Origin of the sequence: Aeromicrobium sp. NPDC092404, from assembly GCF_040684095.1 — a bacterium.
In the GTDB taxonomy this organism is placed as follows: Bacteria; Actinomycetota; Actinomycetes; order Propionibacteriales; family Nocardioidaceae; genus Aeromicrobium.
In genome coordinates this window covers 1,531,899-1,547,766 of the sequence record NZ_JBFBFI010000001.1, presented here as the reverse complement: position 1 = coordinate 1,547,766, position 15,868 = coordinate 1,531,899, and the positions used below count along the sequence as shown (strand labels likewise).

Sequence of the window (15,868 nt, the reverse complement as noted above, 5' to 3'; positions counted from 1 at the left end):
CCGACGTGGGCCGTCCCGATGCCCCTCAGGGGTCGTGCGGGTCTCGTACTCAGATCCCTCGGAACCTGTTGATCTTGTCCTCGTGCAGGGCGCGCTTCTCGGCGTTGCGCACGCCGAGCCCTTCCTCCGGGGCGAGGCACAGCACGCCGACCTTGCCCTGGTGCAGGTTGTGGTGCACGTCCAGTGCGGCCTGCCCGGTCTCCTCGAGGGAGTAGACCTTGGAGACCGTGGGGTGGATCAGGCCCTTGTCGATCAGGCGGTTCGCCTCGAAGGCCTCACGGTAGTTGGCGAAGTGCGAGCTCTTGATCTGCTTGAGGTTCATCCACAGGTAGCGGTTGTCGTACTGGTGCAGGTAGCCCGACGTCGACGCGCAGGTGATGATCGTGCCGCCCTTGCGGGTGACGTAGACGCTGGCGCCGAACGTCTCGCGGCCCGGGTGCTCGAACACGATGTCGGGGTCCTCGCCGCCGGTGAGCTCGCGGATCTTGGAGCCGAAGCGCTTCCACTCCTTGGGGTCCTGGTTGTTCTCGTCCTTCCAGAACCGGTAGCCCTCGGCGGAGCGGTCGATGACGTGCTCGGCGCCGAGCGACCGCACGATGTCGGCCTTCTCCGGCGACGAGACGACGCAGACCGGGATCGCACCGCCGTTGAGCGCCATCTGCGTGGCGTACGAGCCGAGGCCGCCGGAGGCGCCCCAGATCAGCACGACATCGCCCTGCTTCATGTTGGCGCCGTTCTTGCTGACGAGCTGGCGGTACGCGGTGGAGTTCACGAGGCCCGGGCTCGCGGCCTCCTCCCACGACAGGTGGTCGGGCTTGGGCATCAGCTGGTTGGACTTGACGATCGCCAGCTCGGCGAGGCCGCCGAAGTTGGTCTCGAATCCCCAGATGCGCTGCTGCGGGTCCATCATCGTGTCGTCGTGGCCGTCGGGGGACTCCAGCTCGACCGAGAGGCAGTGTGCGACGACCTCGGCGCCGGGCTTCCAGGCCGTGACGCCGGGACCCGTGCGCAGCACGACGCCGGCGAGGTCGGACCCGACCACGTGGTACGGCAGGTCGTGCCGCTTGGAGTACTCGGACAGGCGGCCGTAACGCTCGAGGAAGCCGAACGTGGAGACGGGCTCGAAGATCGAGGTCCAGACGGTGTTGTAGTTGATCGCGCTGGCCATGACCGCGACGAGGGCCTCACCCGGGGCGAGCTCGGGGATCGGGACGTCGTCGAGGTGCAGGCTCTTGCGGGGGTCCTTGTCGCGACTCGCGAGCCCCTCGAACATGTCGACCTCGTCCTTGTGGACGGTGATCCCCTTGTACGTCTCGGGGAGGGCGATCGATCCGAACTCCTCGGGAGCGGTGTCGCCGGCCATGATGGCGTCGAGAATCTGCTGCACGTAGGTCCTCCAGGTTGGGTGTTTCCGCGATGTTACTAACGGTTAACCTGCGCGGCTATGCGCGAGGACTGTGATCCCGAACTCAGTGCGAGGCGGCCGGCTGGACCAGCTCGACGAGGACGCCTCCTGCGTCCTTCGGGTGCACGAAGTTGACGCGCGAGTCGGACGTGCCGCGCTTGGGGGCGTCGTAGAGGAGCCGTACACCGCGCTCGCGAAGGATCGCCGAGACCGCCTCGATGTCGGCGACGCGGTAGGCGAGCTGCTGGATGCCCTGGCCGTTGCGCGCGAGGAACTTGGCGATCGTGGAGTCGTCGCTCAGCGGGGCCAGGAGCTGGATGCGCTGGTCGGAGTCGCCGACGGCGAGCATGGCCTCGCGGACGCCCTGCTCCTCGTTGGTCTCCTCGTGCACCGAGTGCAGGCCGAAGGTCGAGGCATAGAACTCCAGCGCGTCGTCGAGGTCCGGCACCGCGATGCCGACGTGGTCGATCGCGAGAAGGAGGTGGTCGGGGACGAGGGGGGTGTCGGGCATGGACACGAGGGTATGGCACCGAGCCGGCATCGCGGCGTGATCCGCCGCACACAAACGGCCACCGACGTTACCTCTGAGTAAAGTGGAAACCACGGTCTTTTCGAAGACGTGTCTTGCTAAGGAGCAGCCCCATGACCCAGTCCGTGATCGTTGCCGGTGCGCGTACCCCGATCGGCCGTCTCCTCGGCGGCCTCAAGACCCTCTCCGGGTCGGACCTCGGCGGTCTGGCCATCAAGGGAGCCCTGGAGCGGGCCGGCGTGACCGGCGAGCAGGTCGACTACGTCATCATGGGCCAGGTCCTCGGCGCCGGAGCCGGCCAGGTGCCCGCCCGTCAGGCCGCGTTCAAGGGTGGCATCCCGCTGACCACCCCGTCGATCACGATCAACAAGGTGTGCCTGTCAGGCATCAACGCGATCGCCCTGGCCGACCAGCTGATCCGCGCCGGTGAGCACGAGATCATCGTCGCCGGCGGGCAGGAGTCGATGACCCAGGCCCCCCACATGCTGCTGGGGTCACGCGAGGGCACCAAGTACGGCGACACCAAGCTGACCGACCACATGGCGTACGACGGCCTGTGGGACGCGCTCACGGACCAGGCGATGGGCGGGCTCACCGAGCAGATCAACGCCGAGGGCACCCAGCTGAGCCGCGAGGAGCAGGACGCGTTCAGCGCCCGCTCGCACCAGCTGGCCGCGACGGCGCAGAAGAACGGCGTCTTCGACGACGAGATCGTGCCGGTCGAGATCCCGCAGCGCAAGGGCGACCCGATCGTCATCAGCGCCGACGAGGGCGTGCGTGGCGACACGACCACCGAGTCGCTCGGCAAGCTGCGCCCCGCGTTCAACAAGGAGGGGACCATCACGGCCGGTTCCGCCAGCCAGATCTCCGACGGTGCGGCCGCCGTCGTCGTCATGAGCAAGGCCAAGGCCGAGGAGCTGGGACTGACCTGGATCGCCGAGATCGGTGCTGCCGGCGTCGTGGCGGGTCCGGACTCCAGCCTCCAGCTGCAGCCGGCCAACGCGATCGCCAACGCGGCCGCCAAGGAGGGCATCGAGGTCAGCGACATCGACCTGTTCGAGCTCAACGAGGCCTTCGCCGCCGTCGGCATCGAGAGCACCCGCGCGCTCGGCGTCTCCGAGGACAAGGTCAACGTCAACGGCGGAGCGATCGCGCTGGGCCACCCCATCGGTGCCAGTGGCGCGCGCGTCCTGCTCCACCTCGCGCTCGAGCTGGGGCGTCGTGGCGGCGGCATCGGCGCGGCCGCACTGTGCGGCGGTGGCGGTCAGGGCGACGCGCTGATCATCCGCGTCCCGCAGAAGTAGCCGCTGCCCGGTGAGTCGCAGCCGCGCCATCCCGGTCGCCGAGCTCGTCGAACGTGCACGAGCCGGCGAGGCCCGGGCCGTGGCGCGGCTGATCTCGCTCGTGGAGGACCGGTCGCCGGCCCTTCGTGAGGTCAGCGCGGCACTGACCCCCCACACCGGGGCGGCGCACATCGTCGGCATCACGGGCTCCCCGGGCGTCGGCAAGTCGACGTCGACGTCTGCGCTCGTCGCCGCCTTGCGGGCGCAGGGCAAGCGGGTCGGGGTGCTGGCGGTCGACCCGACGTCACCCTTCTCCGGGGGAGCCCTGCTGGGCGACCGCGTACGCATGCAGGACCACGCGACCGACGACGGGGTCTACATCCGCTCGATGGCGAGCCGTGGGCATCTCGGCGGACTCTCCGCGTCGGCGCCGCAGGCCCTGCGGGTCCTGGACGCTGCAGGATGCGACGTCGTGCTGGTCGAGACCGTGGGCGTCGGGCAGTCCGAGGTCGAGGTGGCCGGGCTCGCCGACACGACGCTCGTGCTGCTGGCGCCCGGCATGGGGGACGGGATCCAGGCGGCCAAGGCCGGCATCCTCGAGATCGGTGACGTCTTCGTCGTCAACAAGGCGGACCGAGACGGTGCGCAGTCGACTCGCCGCGAGCTCCGTTCCATGATCTCGATGACCGAGCGCGACGACGCTGCCTGGAAGCCGCCGATCGTCCTGACCGTCGCCACCACCGGCGAGGGGGTCGACGAGGTCGCCGACCACGTGGCGGCGCATCACGCACACCTCGACGAGTCCGGAGAGCTGCAGCGCCGCCGGCTCGCGCGCCTGAGGCGCGAGATCGAGGCCCTCGCCCTGACGGAGGTGCAGTCGAGGTTCGCCGGGCTGTCGGGCGACGCGCGCCTCGACACCCTGGCCGCTGAGGTCCTCGCCGGCCGAACGGACCCCTTCGCGGCGGCGGACACCCTCGTCGAGCAGGTCTGAGCCGAAATCGTCGCGAGGCCTCAGCCCTCGGCGCGCCTGCACGGCTCAGCGAGGGGTCTTCGACACAATGGCGGTGTGCTGAAGAAGGTCATTGTGCTGCTGCTCGTCGGCTTCGCGGTCTACTACCTGCTGTCGACCCCTGCCGATGCCGCCGACTTCGTGAGCAGCGCCTTCGGCGGGATCATGGACGCTTTCCAGCGGGTGGGCGTGTTCTTCGACGAGCTCGTCAACTAGGGCGCCGATGCTGCGGGCGCTGCTCGACCGATTGCCCGACCAGGAGATCGACAGCCATCTCCTCGCCGACGAGGGCGAGGTCGTGATCGACCTCGTGCGGCACCACAACATCGTGTTCTTGAAGCCGGTCGCCGAGGTCCTCGGGACGGTCGTGCTCTGGATCCTCGCCGTCATCGGCCCGATCCAGCTCGGCTGGCTGTTCATCATCGGCGGGCTGGGGCTCGCCCTCCACGCTCTCTATCTCGCGATGCGGGAGCGTCGCGACGTCTTCGTCGTGACCAACATGCGCGTGTTCAGGGCGACCGGGGTGTTCTCGGTCCGCATCGCGACGATGCCGATCACGCGCATCCTGGACATCACGGTCGAGAAGCCGCTGCTGGGTCGCCTGCTCGGCTACGGCCACTTCATCTTCGAGTCGGCGGCGCAGGCGCAGGGGCTCCGCCACATCCGTTACATCGGCGACCCCGATGCCCGTGACCTCACCATCCAGCGAGTCGTGCAGCGCTCGGGTCTGCGCGGCCGCACGCTGGAGCAACGGTTGCTGGACGGGAGCTGATCGACACCCACGGCACCCCCTTCGCGGCGGTTCATACACTGGGCGCATGAACTTCTCGCGCCCCGGCGCCATCGACCTCTCCGCGCTGAAGCAGCCGGCAGCCCGCCCGGGTCAGCCGGCCGCAGGCGGTGGGTCGTACGTCGTCGACATCACCGAGCAGAACTTCCAGACCGAGGCGCTGCAGGCCTCGATGAACCACGTGGTCGTCCTGAGCCTGTGGTCGCCGCGCTCTCCGCAGAGCGAGAGCTTCAACGCGATGCTCGGCGCCGTGATCTCCCAGTACGCGGGCCAGATCGTCCTGGCGCAGGTCGACATCGACGCCAATCCCGCGATCGCCCAGGCGCTCCAGGCCCAGGCCGTCCCGCTCGTCGTGGGTCTCGTCAAGGGCCAGCCCGTCCCGCTGTTCCAGGGCACCGTCGACGAGGCCGAGGCGCGCCGCTACTTCGACGAGCTCGTCAACGTCGCGGCCCAGAACGGGGTGACGGGTCGCGCCCAGCCGACGGGTGAGGCGTCCGCGTCGGCGGATGACGCCGAAGAACCCGAGGACCCCAGGTTCGCTGCTGCGGACGAGGCCTTCGCCGCTGGCGACTTCGACACCGCCGTCGCCGAGTACGAGAAGATCCAGGCGCAGTACCCGGCCGACTCCGAGGTCTCCGAGCGCCTCGCCGGTGTCAAGCTCCTGGCCCGCACCCAGGGTGCCGACCTGCAGGCCGCGCGCAAGGCCGCGGCCGATGCGCCCGACGATCTCGACGCGCAGATGCTGGTGGCCGATCTCGACGTCAGCGGCGGCCACGTCGACGACGCGTTCGACCGGTTGATCCAGCTCGTGAAGCGGACCTCCGGCGACGACCGCGAGCGCGTGCGGCAGCGGCTCCTCGACCTGTTCACGGTCGTCGGCGTGGCAGATCCCCGTGTCGCCACGGCCCGTCGCGCTCTGGCCTCGGCGCTGTTCTGACCGACTCGGCGGGCCCGGCACCGGGCAACCTGCCGGGCGGTGGGCTCGATCCCCGATAGGCTCACGGCGGCGTCAGTCGTCGGCGGCCGAGAGGGAGTGTGAGATGCGCAAGACGTTGGGCTGGGCACTGTCCGTGCTCGGTGTCCTCGTCGCGCTCCTCGGGCTGGCCGTCATGATCGTGCTGGGACCGGACAGTCGCTTCTCGACGGGGCCGCACCCCATCGAGACCGACGGCATCGCGATCGTCACGGCGCCCAAGGTCATCTCGTGGGCCGACGTCCAGGTCGACCTGCGCGCCGAGGTGCCGGTCAGCAAGCCGGTCTTCGTCGGCATCGCCAACAGCGTCGACGTGCAGAGCTATGTCGGCAAGACCCGGAGGCTCGAGGTCACCGGCTACCAGCGGCCGTGGGACGTCAGCACGCGGGAGGTCAAGGGCCAGGTCAACCTGCCCGGCGCACCGACCGCTCTGGACTGGTGGATCGTCCAGTCGGCCGGTCGCGGCGGGGCCAGCGTCAGCACGGAGCTGCCCGACGAGACGGTCTCGGCGGTCGTGCTCGCGGTCGGCTCGACCAACCTCTCCGGGGTCGAGATCACGTTGGCGTACGGGATCAAGGGCGGGTTCTACAAGGGCGTCTCGCTGCTGCTGCTGGGGATCGCCGCGGTCTGGTTCGGACTGTCCCTGCGCCGCGAAGGCGCCTGGTGGACGACCGAGCCCAGCGACGAGGAAGGCACGCTCATCGAGGAGCAGGTGGTCTACGTGTACGTCGACGAGGACGGCGTCGAGCACGAGATGTCGGCCGAGGAGGCCGCGGCCTACGACGTCGTCGAGGAGTCGGTCGAGGTCGTCGACGTCTCGGACCATTCGTCGGAGCCGCAGCCCGAGGAGGAGGCCGAGGGGGCCGAGGAGGCTGGGCCCGACTCCGCCTCGGAGGTCGCGGACGCCGTCGAGCCGGTCGCGCCACGGATCCCCGGGGTCCTGACGGCAGCCGAGATCGCGGCCGGTGCCGAGCCGGAGCCCGTACCGGGTCCCACGCCCGAGCCGGAGCCGGAGCCGGAGGCCGAGCCGGAGCCGGAGCCGGAGCCGGAGCCTGTGCCGGAACCTGAGCCGGAGCCGGAGCCGGAGCCGGAGCCCGAGCCCGAGCCTGAACCTGAACCTGAACCTGAACCTGAGCCCGAGCCTGAGCCGGATCCCACGCCTGACCCCGAGCCGTCGGACGAGCGGGTGGTCTACGTCTACGTCGACGAGGACGGTGTGGAGCACGAGGTGAGCGAGGACGAGCTCGCGGAGTTCGAGGTCGTGGACGAGGAGGAGGAGTCGTGAAGCGTCTCGTGCTGCTCCTCGTCGTCACCGCGCTGGCGCTGTCGGCGTGCGCGGTCCCGCACGAACGCGGTGACGCCACGGTCGAGAAGACCGCGGCGCGGGAGGCCGAGGTCACCGCGGTCTTCAACCGCTACCGCACCGTGCGCAACACCGCGATCGAGCTGCTCGACGCCAAGCCGCTGTCGATCGTCGAGAGCGGGCCCGTCCTCGCGATCGACACCGGATCGTTCGAGGTCTCGCAGCGGCTCGCGACGACGCAGAAGCAGGACACCGCGTCGGTCGACGTCACCGACGTGCAGACCCCGCGGTTCACGAAGTACCCCCTGTGGTTCTTCGCGGTCGTGCGAGACGTCAAGGCCGGCGTCAACCGGGTCCAGATCTTCGAGCGCGAGACCGCCGTGGAGCCCTGGCTCCTGGTCGCCAGCCCCGAGACGCTCGCCGACACCCCCATACCCGCCATCCGGCGTGAGGGCGGCCGCGCCTTGACGGTCAAGCCGGACGACGGGGTCGGCATGTCCATGTCGGCCACCGCAGCCGCGAAGGCGTACGCCACGTCGCTCGCCGACGCCGCGTCACCCGAGGCGGGCAAGGTCGCCGACGACTCCTTCATCAAGCAGATGCGGGCGACGGCCGAGACCAACGCGAAGCTCGACGGCGTCACGTTCGCCCAGTCGTGGGGCAGCGACCCCGTGAAGTACGTCCTGAGGACGACCGACGGGGGAGCGCTGGCGTTCGTCACGCTCCTGCGGCTCGACACGTACGAGGTGAAGGACGGTCTCACGGTCAGCTGGCCCGAGGGCACGCCGCAGCAGGCCTTCCTGTCGTCGGGCATCTCCAGCGCCGGCAAGCTGCGCTACTTCCACCAGGTCCTGATGTACATCCCGGGCGGCAGCGGGAAGCCGCGCGCGATCGGCCAGTACGGCGGCGTCGTGAGTGCCGACTCGCAGTGAGATGCGAACCGGGGGCCTGACCCGCTACGATGGTCGGGTTGCACGACGTTGGATTCTACGGCTGATCGAGTTCCGCAAGGTAGCTAGTTCTTCTCGCAGGTTGGATGTGTGTCGCGACAGTCGCTCGCGAAAGGCGTGAGCGACACTCGCCAAAGAGGAGAAACAACATGGCTACAGGAACCGTCAAGTGGTTCAACGCTGACAAGGGCTTTGGATTCATCGCCCCCGACGACGGCAGCGAAGACGTCTTTGCGCACTTCAGCGCCATCGCGACGAGCGGCTACCGCTCGCTCGACGAGAACCAGAAGGTCGAGTTCGACGTCGAGCAGGGCCAGAAGGGTCTGCAGGCGACGAACATCCGTCCCCTCTGATCTGAAGTAACGCCTACGAAAGCCCCGGAGCACGCTCCGGGGCTTTCGTCATGCCCGGGCGGGCTGGGCGTGACGTTCCGGTCGCGACACGCCGGAGCCGCCCGACCGGAAGGTCACTCCCAGCGGGCGGCTACTCGGCGGCCTTGGGCGCTTCGCGGTAGGTCGGCAACGAGCCGGCCTCGACCGCCTCGAGCAGCTCGATCGCAGCTGCGGCGGCGTGGGTGCGTACGGTCTCCGGGTCGCACCACCGCACGGACTTGATCTCCGTCGGCTGCAGCGTCATCCCGTCGGTGATCGAGCTGTCGACGACGCCGAGGTCGAACAAGAAGATGCACGCGTCGTCCCAGCCGCGCCACGCGGGCAGCCAGTTGACCGTGATGAGGTCCCGGACCTCGACCGTGATGCCGAGCTCCTCCTCGAGCTCGCGGACCAGTCCGATCGACGGCGCCTCGCCGACCTCGACGACGCCGCCGGGCAGGTCCCACTCCCGCTTGTAGGTCAGCTCGCACAGCAGCACCCGACCCAGCTCGTCGCGCAGCAAGCCCTGGCTGATGACCCGCTTGGTCGGCAGGCCGGCGTTGAGGATCGCGATGAACCCGTCGCGGCTGTTGGGCTCCGGGTCGTCGGCGATGCGTGCCAAGAGGGCCCGATCGGGGTCGTCGCCCGCTCCGCGGAGCACGCCCTCACGCCGCATGCCGGCGATCGAGGCGGCGCGTACGTCGGCGAGGCGCTCGAGCGGCACCCGGGCCTCGACACGGGTCATGCCGAGGTCGTCGAACGCATGCGCCAGGGCGAGCCGCAGCGCGCGCACGGCGACAGGGATGTTGTCGGTGCCGGCGTTCCAGCGGATCGACGCCGTACGGCCGTCCTCGCCACGCAGCGCCACCGTGCCGACCCGCTCGCCACCGACCAGCACGGCGAAGCCGGTGAACTCCTCGGAGCCTGAGGTGGGTTCGAGCACGAGGTCGCCGTCGCGGAGGGTCTCGGTCACGCGTTCAGGCTACCGACCCGTCGCGACGACGGCTCGGCCACGGCGTGGGCTCGGCGTCGTACGCTCGTGGGGTGAGCGAGAACCGGGCCGTGGCAGCTGTCGAGGCGACCGGCATACCGTACGAGGTGACACGGCACGGGCCGGTGGGCTCGCTCGCCGAGGCCGCCGCCGCGCGAGGCGTCGAGCCCCGGCAGCTCGTCAAGAGCCTGGTGGTGCGCCGGTCCGACGAGGACTACCTGTTCGTGCTGGTGCCGGGCGACCGGACGATCTCGTGGCCCAAGCTGCGGGCCCTGCTCGGCGTCTCGCGGCTGTCGATGCCCGACGCCGCGATCGCGCTCGAGGTCACGGGCTACGAGCGTGGCACGATCACCCCCTTCGGCTCCCTCCGTGCCTGGCCGGTGGTCGTCGACGAGCGCGTCGCGGGCACGATCTCGCTGGGCGGCGGGGCCCACGGAGTGGGCCTCACGGTCGACGCAGCCGACCTCGTCCGGGCGCTCGGGGCGCAGCGCGCGGACGTCTCCGAACCACGGTGACGCCGGCCGAGTGACGTCATCGCCGTGTCCGTGAACCGCGGCGTGTGCCACGATGCCTGCGTGGAACTCGAGAACGTGCTCTGGATGCTGACGGCCCTGGCCGCTGTCGTCGTCCTCCTGACGCGGATGCGCCTGTCCGCCACGGGGCGCCAGCCAGGCCATGCCCAGATCCCCGGATCGATCCTCAACGCGCACACGATCCTGGGTGTCACGGCCCTGGCGGTGTGGGGCTACTACTTGACCTCGCCGAGCGACGTGGTCGGCATCGCCGCCCTGGTGGTGTGGTGGTTCGAGGTCGTCGTCGGGATCCTCATCCTCGCGCGATGGCTGCCGGGCGCGGGGCGGCATGCTGCCCCTGCGGTCGACGACACGTGGGCCGAGGGCCCCTACCTCTCGATCCTGGGGCACGTGGGCCTGCTCCTGGGCGTCATCTTCTTCACCTACTGCGTGCTCACCGGCAAGGTCAGCTGACCGAGAGGGGTTGACCTCAACTTAGGTTGAGGTTGTTGGCTGGTGCCCGAACCATCGGACACCACCAAGGAGCACCTCATGCCCCGAGCACTCATCACCGGCGGGTCGGCCGGTCTCGGCCGCGCGCTCGCTGCCGGCCTCGTCGCCCGCGACTGGGACGTCGTCATCACGGGGCGGGACGAGGGACGCGTCCGGGCCGCGGCCCGCGAGCTCGGCCCCAGCGCCGTCGCCGTGGCCGGCGACGTGACCGATGCCTGGCACCGCGCCGCCCTGCTCGCGGCGGTGCCGGACGGGCTCGACCTGCTCGTCAACAACGCGAGCACCCTCGGCGCCACCCCGCTCGTGCCACTCACCCGGTTGCCGGAGCAGGTCCTGCGGGACGTGTGGGAGACCAACGTCGTCGCCCCGATGGCCCTGATCCGCGCTTTACGGGGGTCCCTGCTCGTCGGTTCGGCCGTCGTCAACGTCACCTCGGACGCCGCGGTGGAGCACTACGAGACCTGGGGCGCGTACGCCGCCAGCAAGGCCGCGCTGGAGCACCTGACCCTGACGCTCGCGGCCGAGGACCCCGACGTCCGGTGGTGGACGGTCGACCCCGGCGACATGCGTACGCAGATGCACCAGGACGCCTTCCCCGGAGAGGACATCTCGGACCGGCCGCTGCCCGAGAGCGTCGTGCCGGGCTTCCTCGCGCTGATCGACCGTCGGCCTCCGAGCGGGCGCTACCGCGCGTCCGATCTCGTCCCGGCGAGCGCGAGGGCCTGACATGAGCACGATCGACATCGCGCCGCTGACGAGGTTCGACCCACCCGGCGACCGCACCGCTCCGTCGCCGGCCGAGGCGCGTGGCCTGCGCCGTGACGACGTACGCCTGCTGGTGGCCGACGGCGAGGGGCTGACGCACGCCCGCTTCGGCGATGTCTCCGACCACCTCGATCCGGGAGACCTCGTGGTCGTCAACGCCTCGCAGACCGTGGCGGGTGAGGTCGACGGGCTGCTCACGGGCGACGGACCCGTGAGCGGCCAGGTGGTCGTGCACGTCGCCACCGACCTGCGCGACGGCACCTGGGTCATCGAGCTGCGTACGGCGCCGGACGCGTCCCGTGCCGTCCTCGATGCCGCGACGGGGCAGGTCGTGACGCTGACCGGCGTCGGCGAGCCCGCGGCGCTGACGTTGCTCGAGCCCTACCCGCGCGAGGAGTCCTCGCCGACCGGGACCGGCAACCGGTTGTGGCGCGCAGCGTTCGCGGGGGAGTCCGGGCTGCCTGCGCTGCTCGGCCGTGCCGGGCGCCCCATCGCGTACGGCTACCTCGACCGCCGCTACCCGATCGAGGCGTACCGCACGATCTTCGGCACGACTCCCGGCAGCGCGGAGATGCCGAGCGCGGCGCGACCGTTCACGCCGGACGTGGTGACGCGTCTGGTGTCGCGAGGCATCGCCATCGCCCCGATCGTGCTGCACACCGGTGTGTCGTCGCAGGAAGCCGGCGAGGCGCCGCAGCCCGAGTGGTTCGAGGTCAGCGAGTCGACGGCGCGGCTCGTCAATGCCACCAAGGCCGGGGGAGGGCGCATCATCGCGGTCGGGACGACCGTCACCCGGGCCCTGGAGTCAGCGGTGCGCGGTGCGGCCGGCCGCGCCCGGGTCGCGGCTGCGGAGGGCTGGACCGACCGGGTCGTGACGAGGTCGGCACCGCCGCAGGTCGTCGACGGTCTCATCACCGGCTGGCACGACCCGGCGGCTTCCCACCTCCTGCTGGTCGAGGCCGTTGCAGGGCCAAGGCTCACCCAGGCGGCGTACGACGCGGCGGTCGCGCACGGCTACGACTGGCACGAGTTCGGTGACTCGGCCCTCCTGCTCCCGGCGCGGGCGAACGTCATGGCTGCCTGACTGCAAAGAAGTATTTGCAAAGAACTCTTTGTGGTCCTAGGGTGGCGGCATGGCACTCAGCAGCAAGGTCGTCGATGATCTCGAGACGCTCAAGGCCGTCTCGCACCCGCTCCGCATGCAGCTGCTCGGCGCCCTGCGCCGCAAGGGGCCCGCCACCGCCTCAGAGCTTGCCCGCGAGCTGGGGGAGTCGAGCGGGTCGACGTCGTACCATCTCCGCCAGCTCGAGCGGTTCGGCTTCGTCGCGGACGACGACGAGCAGCCGTCCGGGCGCGAGCGCCGCTGGAAGTCACTCTACGACCTGACGACCTTTCCTCCCGCCCTCGCGGGTCTCGACGGGGGCCGGGAGTATCTCGACGCCGTGCGCCGGCGCCAGGAGGAGAACCTGCGCGAGGGGCTCGAGCTGTGGACCGAGCCGCGTCCGGGTATCGGTATCAGCGACTACGCGTTGGAGCTCGACCCCGACGATCTCGAGGCGCTCGAGCAGGACATCTTCGCTGCCGTGCAGCGGTATGCCGATCGCAAGGGATCAGAGCGGGTCACGCTGCACGTCGTCACGCTGCCGCGACCGGTGGGACCGGACGCATGAGCCTGCGGCGCCGGTTCTGGCTGCTGTCGGCCCTGAGGTGGCTGCCGACGGGCTTCATCATCCCGGTCACCGCCCTGCTGCCGCTCGAGCGGGGACTGACGATCGCGGAGTACGGGGCCGTCGCCGCGACACAAGGCATCGTCGTGCTGCTGCTGGAGCTGCCGACCGGCGGGTTCGCCGACGCGCTCGGCCGCAAGCCGGTCTTCGTCGCGTCCGCTCTCGTTGCGCTCGCCTCGTACGTCGTGAGCGCCCTCGCGCACTCGCCCCTTGCCTTCGTGTGCGCCAGCGCATTGGCAGGAGTCTTCCGTGCGCTGGACAGCGGCCCCCTGAACGCGTGGTTCGTCGACGCGGTGCACGACGATCCGGCGGTGTCCGACCGCAGCGGCACGGTGGCGCGCGGGCTCTCCGGATACGCGAGCGTGGTCGGTGCCTCGATCGCGGTGGGTGCCGTGGCCTCGGGCGCGTTCGTCGTCTGGGCGCCGTTGGGCCGCGAAGGCTCGCTCGCCCTGCCCTACTGGATCGCCGCCGGGCTCGCGATCGTGCAGGTCGTGGTTGCGACGGTGATCATGCAGGAGGACCGGTCGACGCGCGTCGCCGGAGTGCTGAGGTCGATCCGAGCCACGCCGCGGGTCGTGCTCGACGGCGCGCGGCTCCTCAAGCGCTCCAGGGTGCTGCGCGCGCTCGTCGCGGTCGAGCTGTTCTGGGGCTTCGGGATGATCGCGTTCGAGTCGTTCATGCCGATCCGCCTGGCCGAGCTGCTGTCCGACCGCGACCAGGCCGCGGCGATCATGGGACCGGTCACGGCCGCCGCCTGGGGCGTCTCGGCTCTCGGCGCCGCGATGGTGCCACTGCTGCTGCGGCGTTGGAGCATGACGGGGGTGTCCGTCGCCCTCCGCCTCGTGCAGGGAGCCACGGTCGTCGGCATGGGGCTGGCCGCCGGCCCGGTCGGACTGATCCTCGGCCTCTTCGCGACGTACGCCGTGCACTCGGCCGCCGGCGCGATCTACGAGACGCTGCTGCACGAGCAGGTCGGCAAGGAGAACCGTGCGACGGTGCTGTCGCTGGCCTCCATGGCGATGCAGCCCGCGGGCTCGCTCGGGGCCATCGTGCTCGGCCTTGTCGCGACGGGCGTCTCGACAGGTCTCGCGATCGTCGTCGGCGGTGTCGTGCTCGCGCTGGCCGCCCCGCTGTTCCTGGTGAAGGAGCCGGTCAGCGCGGGGGCGGCAGGTCGTCGCGACGACGCTCGGTCCGCTGACCGTTGATGATCAGGCTGACGACGATGCCGAGGGCACCTGCCGCCATGAGGATGTAGCCGACCGTGGTGAGCTCGACGCCCTCGAGCCGGTCCTGCACGGCGAAGGCGAGGATCGCGCCGAGCGCGAGAAGGAAGATGGATCCACCGATGTACATGTGATCGCCTTTCGTTGGGGGGCAACCTTTCGACCGTAGCGCCGACCGGCGGACCCCGCATGTCGGCGATCAGCTCACGCGTCGAGGTTCTGCTCGACGAGACCCGCGATCGTGTCGAGAGCGGCGGCGTCCTCGCTCTCCACGACGACCTCGTCGCCGACCTTCGCGCCGAGGGTCATGATCATCATCGCGGAGCCCGCGTCGACGGGTGTGCCGCCCGGCGTGGCGATCGTGACCGGGACGCCGGCCTCGACCGCGGCCTGGGCGATCAGCGCTGCGGGGCGGGCGTGCAGGCCGACGGCCGAGCCGACGACGACGTTCTTGGAGGGCATGGCGGAGGTCCTTTCGGCGGCGATGACCGCGGACGAACGTAGGGTGTGAAGTTACGTGTGTTCGTGTGGCTTTGTGTTGATTCGACCGTGTCTGCGCGCCGGTGTCAAGGCCACGTCGGGGGCCCGAGGCGCTGTCCTATGCTCGACGCGAACGGCGGGAGCGACCGCCGACGACGCGGCTGGAGGCACGATGGGTGAGTTCGTACGGCTCGAGGTCAGCGACGGGGTGGGCACGATCCGGCTCGACCGGCCCAAGATGAACGCCCTCGACGCGCAGATGCAGCAGCAGATCGTCGACGCCTGCGCCGAGGCCGACCGCCGCGACGACGTCGCCGCGGTGGTGGTCTTCGGTGGCGAGCGGGTCTTCGCGGCCGGCGCCGACGTCAAGGAGATGGCGGCGATGTCGTTCCAGGAGATCGCCCGCCACGCCCACCTGTTGCAGGCGTTCACGCGTTCGATCGCCGCCATCGGCAAGCCCACGGTCTCGGCGATCACGGGATTCGCGCTCGGCGGCGGGTGCGAGGTCGCCCTGTCGACCGACGTGCGCTTCGCCGCCGACGACGCCAAGCTCGGACAGCCGGAGATCCTGCTCGGCATCATCCCGGGCGCCGGCGGCACCCAACGGCTGGCCCGACTCGTCGGCCCGGCCAAGGCCAAGGACCTGATCTACACCGGCCGGTTCGTCGACGCCCACGAGGCGCTCGCGATCGGTCTGGTCGACCAGCTCCACCCCGCCGACCAGGTCCATGCCAAGGCCGTCGAGTGGGCGGCCCGGTTCGTGGGCGGTCCGGCCATCGCGCTGCGCGCGGCCAAGAACGCGATCGACCGCGGTCTCGAGGTCGACCTGCAGACCGGGCTCGACATCGAGCGGGCGGAGTTCGCGGCGCTGTGGGGCACGGACGACCAGTCGGCCGGCATGACCTCGTTCATCGAGAACGGGCCGGGCAAGGCGACCTTCAGCGGCAGCTGAGCGATTCGCGGCTCCGGATCGGGGTAACCGGTCGGACATGCGCAGGACACTCCTCATCGCGCGGCTGCTGGCCGCGCGCAGCCTCGCGGTCT

General features: G+C 70.4%; 20 protein-coding genes. 15 read left to right on the top strand and 5 right to left on the bottom strand.

The features are described from left to right. Nucleotides 1-49: 49 nt before the first annotated feature. Both ccrA and mce read right to left on the bottom strand, forming a co-directional pair. Nucleotides 50-1,387, bottom strand: coding sequence for a crotonyl-CoA carboxylase/reductase (ccrA, locus tag AB0N22_RS07765; protein WP_364637821.1), 1,338 nt, complete (start codon nt 1,385-1,387; stop codon nt 50-52). An 82-nt stretch (nt 1,388-1,469) separates the two neighbouring features. Next, nucleotides 1,470-1,916 carry a methylmalonyl-CoA epimerase gene (gene mce, locus AB0N22_RS07760; RefSeq protein ID WP_364637819.1) on the bottom strand — a complete coding sequence of 149 codons (447 nt, stop codon included), beginning with the start codon at nt 1,914-1,916 and terminating at the stop codon, nt 1,470-1,472. 131 nt (nt 1,917-2,047) lie between these two features. On the opposite strand from mce, the gene AB0N22_RS07755 reads away from it, so the two are divergent. The 8 genes from AB0N22_RS07755 (at nt 2,048) to AB0N22_RS07720 (ending at nt 8,595) form a co-directional block, all read left to right on the top strand. After that, the gene (locus AB0N22_RS07755) at nt 2,048-3,238 is read left to right on the top strand and encodes an acetyl-CoA C-acetyltransferase (protein ID WP_364637817.1); all 1,191 of its coding nucleotides are present in this window, start codon (nt 2,048-2,050) and stop codon (nt 3,236-3,238) included. A 10-nt stretch (nt 3,239-3,248) separates the two neighbouring features. Next, on the top strand, nt 3,249-4,208 hold the full coding sequence (meaB, locus tag AB0N22_RS07750; RefSeq protein ID WP_364637815.1) for a methylmalonyl Co-A mutase-associated GTPase MeaB: 960 nt from the start codon (nt 3,249-3,251) through the stop codon (nt 4,206-4,208). A gap of 75 nt (nt 4,209-4,283) precedes the next feature. Further along, a complete protein-coding gene (locus tag AB0N22_RS07745; protein WP_364637813.1) occupies nt 4,284-4,442 on the top strand; it encodes a hypothetical protein in 159 nt (52 codons plus the stop codon). Between the two features lie 7 nt (nt 4,443-4,449). Next, nucleotides 4,450-4,998 (top strand): PH domain-containing protein, encoded by a 549-nt coding sequence (locus AB0N22_RS07740; protein ID WP_364637811.1) that lies wholly within the window; start codon nt 4,450-4,452, stop codon nt 4,996-4,998. Nucleotides 4,999-5,044: 46 nt separating this feature from the next. Further along, nucleotides 5,045-5,953, top strand: a complete 909-nt coding sequence (locus AB0N22_RS07735; protein WP_364637809.1) for a tetratricopeptide repeat protein — start codon at nt 5,045-5,047, stop codon at nt 5,951-5,953. Nucleotides 5,954-6,056: 103 nt separating this feature from the next. Beyond that, nucleotides 6,057-7,274, top strand: coding sequence for a hypothetical protein (locus AB0N22_RS07730; protein ID WP_364637807.1), 1,218 nt, complete (start codon nt 6,057-6,059; stop codon nt 7,272-7,274). Then, entirely contained in the window at nt 7,271-8,224 is a 954-nt protein-coding gene (locus AB0N22_RS07725; RefSeq protein WP_364637805.1) for a hypothetical protein, read from the top strand. The genes AB0N22_RS07730 and AB0N22_RS07725 overlap by 4 nt, the downstream gene beginning before the upstream one ends. A gap of 167 nt (nt 8,225-8,391) precedes the next feature. Continuing rightward, nucleotides 8,392-8,595: a cold-shock protein gene (locus AB0N22_RS07720; RefSeq protein WP_056208020.1), complete on the top strand. Its 204-nt coding sequence runs from the start codon at nt 8,392-8,394 to the stop codon at nt 8,593-8,595. Nucleotides 8,596-8,725: 130 nt separating this feature from the next. On the opposite strand, the gene AB0N22_RS07715 is transcribed toward AB0N22_RS07720, so the two are convergent. Then, nucleotides 8,726-9,586: an NUDIX hydrolase gene (locus tag AB0N22_RS07715; RefSeq protein ID WP_364637803.1), complete on the bottom strand. Its 861-nt coding sequence runs from the start codon at nt 9,584-9,586 to the stop codon at nt 8,726-8,728. Nucleotides 9,587-9,657: 71 nt separating this feature from the next. Between AB0N22_RS07715 and AB0N22_RS07710 the strand changes: the two genes are divergently transcribed. From AB0N22_RS07710 to AB0N22_RS07685, 6 genes are all read left to right on the top strand, one after another. Continuing rightward, nucleotides 9,658-10,119 carry a YbaK/EbsC family protein gene (locus tag AB0N22_RS07710; RefSeq protein ID WP_364637801.1) on the top strand — a complete coding sequence of 154 codons (462 nt, stop codon included), beginning with the start codon at nt 9,658-9,660 and terminating at the stop codon, nt 10,117-10,119. A 60-nt stretch (nt 10,120-10,179) separates the two neighbouring features. Further along, on the top strand, nt 10,180-10,590 hold the full coding sequence (locus tag AB0N22_RS07705) for a hypothetical protein (RefSeq protein WP_364637799.1): 411 nt from the start codon (nt 10,180-10,182) through the stop codon (nt 10,588-10,590). A gap of 78 nt (nt 10,591-10,668) precedes the next feature. Next, a complete protein-coding gene (locus AB0N22_RS07700; protein WP_364637797.1) occupies nt 10,669-11,355 on the top strand; it encodes an SDR family oxidoreductase in 687 nt (228 codons plus the stop codon). A 1-nt stretch (nt 11,356) separates the two neighbouring features. Further along, nucleotides 11,357-12,478, top strand: coding sequence for an S-adenosylmethionine:tRNA ribosyltransferase-isomerase (locus AB0N22_RS07695; protein ID WP_364637795.1), 1,122 nt, complete (start codon nt 11,357-11,359; stop codon nt 12,476-12,478). 49 nt (nt 12,479-12,527) lie between these two features. Next, on the top strand, nt 12,528-13,064 hold the full coding sequence (locus tag AB0N22_RS07690) for a helix-turn-helix domain-containing protein (RefSeq protein ID WP_364637793.1): 537 nt from the start codon (nt 12,528-12,530) through the stop codon (nt 13,062-13,064). After that, nucleotides 13,061-14,326 carry an MFS transporter gene (locus AB0N22_RS07685; RefSeq protein WP_364637791.1) on the top strand — a complete coding sequence of 422 codons (1,266 nt, stop codon included), beginning with the start codon at nt 13,061-13,063 and terminating at the stop codon, nt 14,324-14,326. The genes AB0N22_RS07690 and AB0N22_RS07685 overlap by 4 nt, the downstream gene beginning before the upstream one ends. Here AB0N22_RS07685 and AB0N22_RS07680 read toward each other — a convergent pair. Both AB0N22_RS07680 and AB0N22_RS07675 read right to left on the bottom strand, forming a co-directional pair. Then, nucleotides 14,274-14,474, bottom strand: coding sequence for a DUF6458 family protein (locus AB0N22_RS07680; protein ID WP_364637789.1), 201 nt, complete (start codon nt 14,472-14,474; stop codon nt 14,274-14,276). The two genes, AB0N22_RS07685 and AB0N22_RS07680, sit on opposite strands and share 53 nt — an antisense overlap. Nucleotides 14,475-14,548: 74 nt before the next feature. Then, the gene (locus AB0N22_RS07675; protein WP_364637787.1) at nt 14,549-14,806 is read right to left on the bottom strand and encodes an HPr family phosphocarrier protein; all 258 of its coding nucleotides are present in this window, start codon (nt 14,804-14,806) and stop codon (nt 14,549-14,551) included. A gap of 190 nt (nt 14,807-14,996) precedes the next feature. Between AB0N22_RS07675 and AB0N22_RS07670 the strand changes: the two genes are divergently transcribed. After that, nucleotides 14,997-15,776: an enoyl-CoA hydratase-related protein gene (locus AB0N22_RS07670; protein WP_364637785.1), complete on the top strand. Its 780-nt coding sequence runs from the start codon at nt 14,997-14,999 to the stop codon at nt 15,774-15,776. Nucleotides 15,777-15,868: the final 92 nt, after the last annotated feature.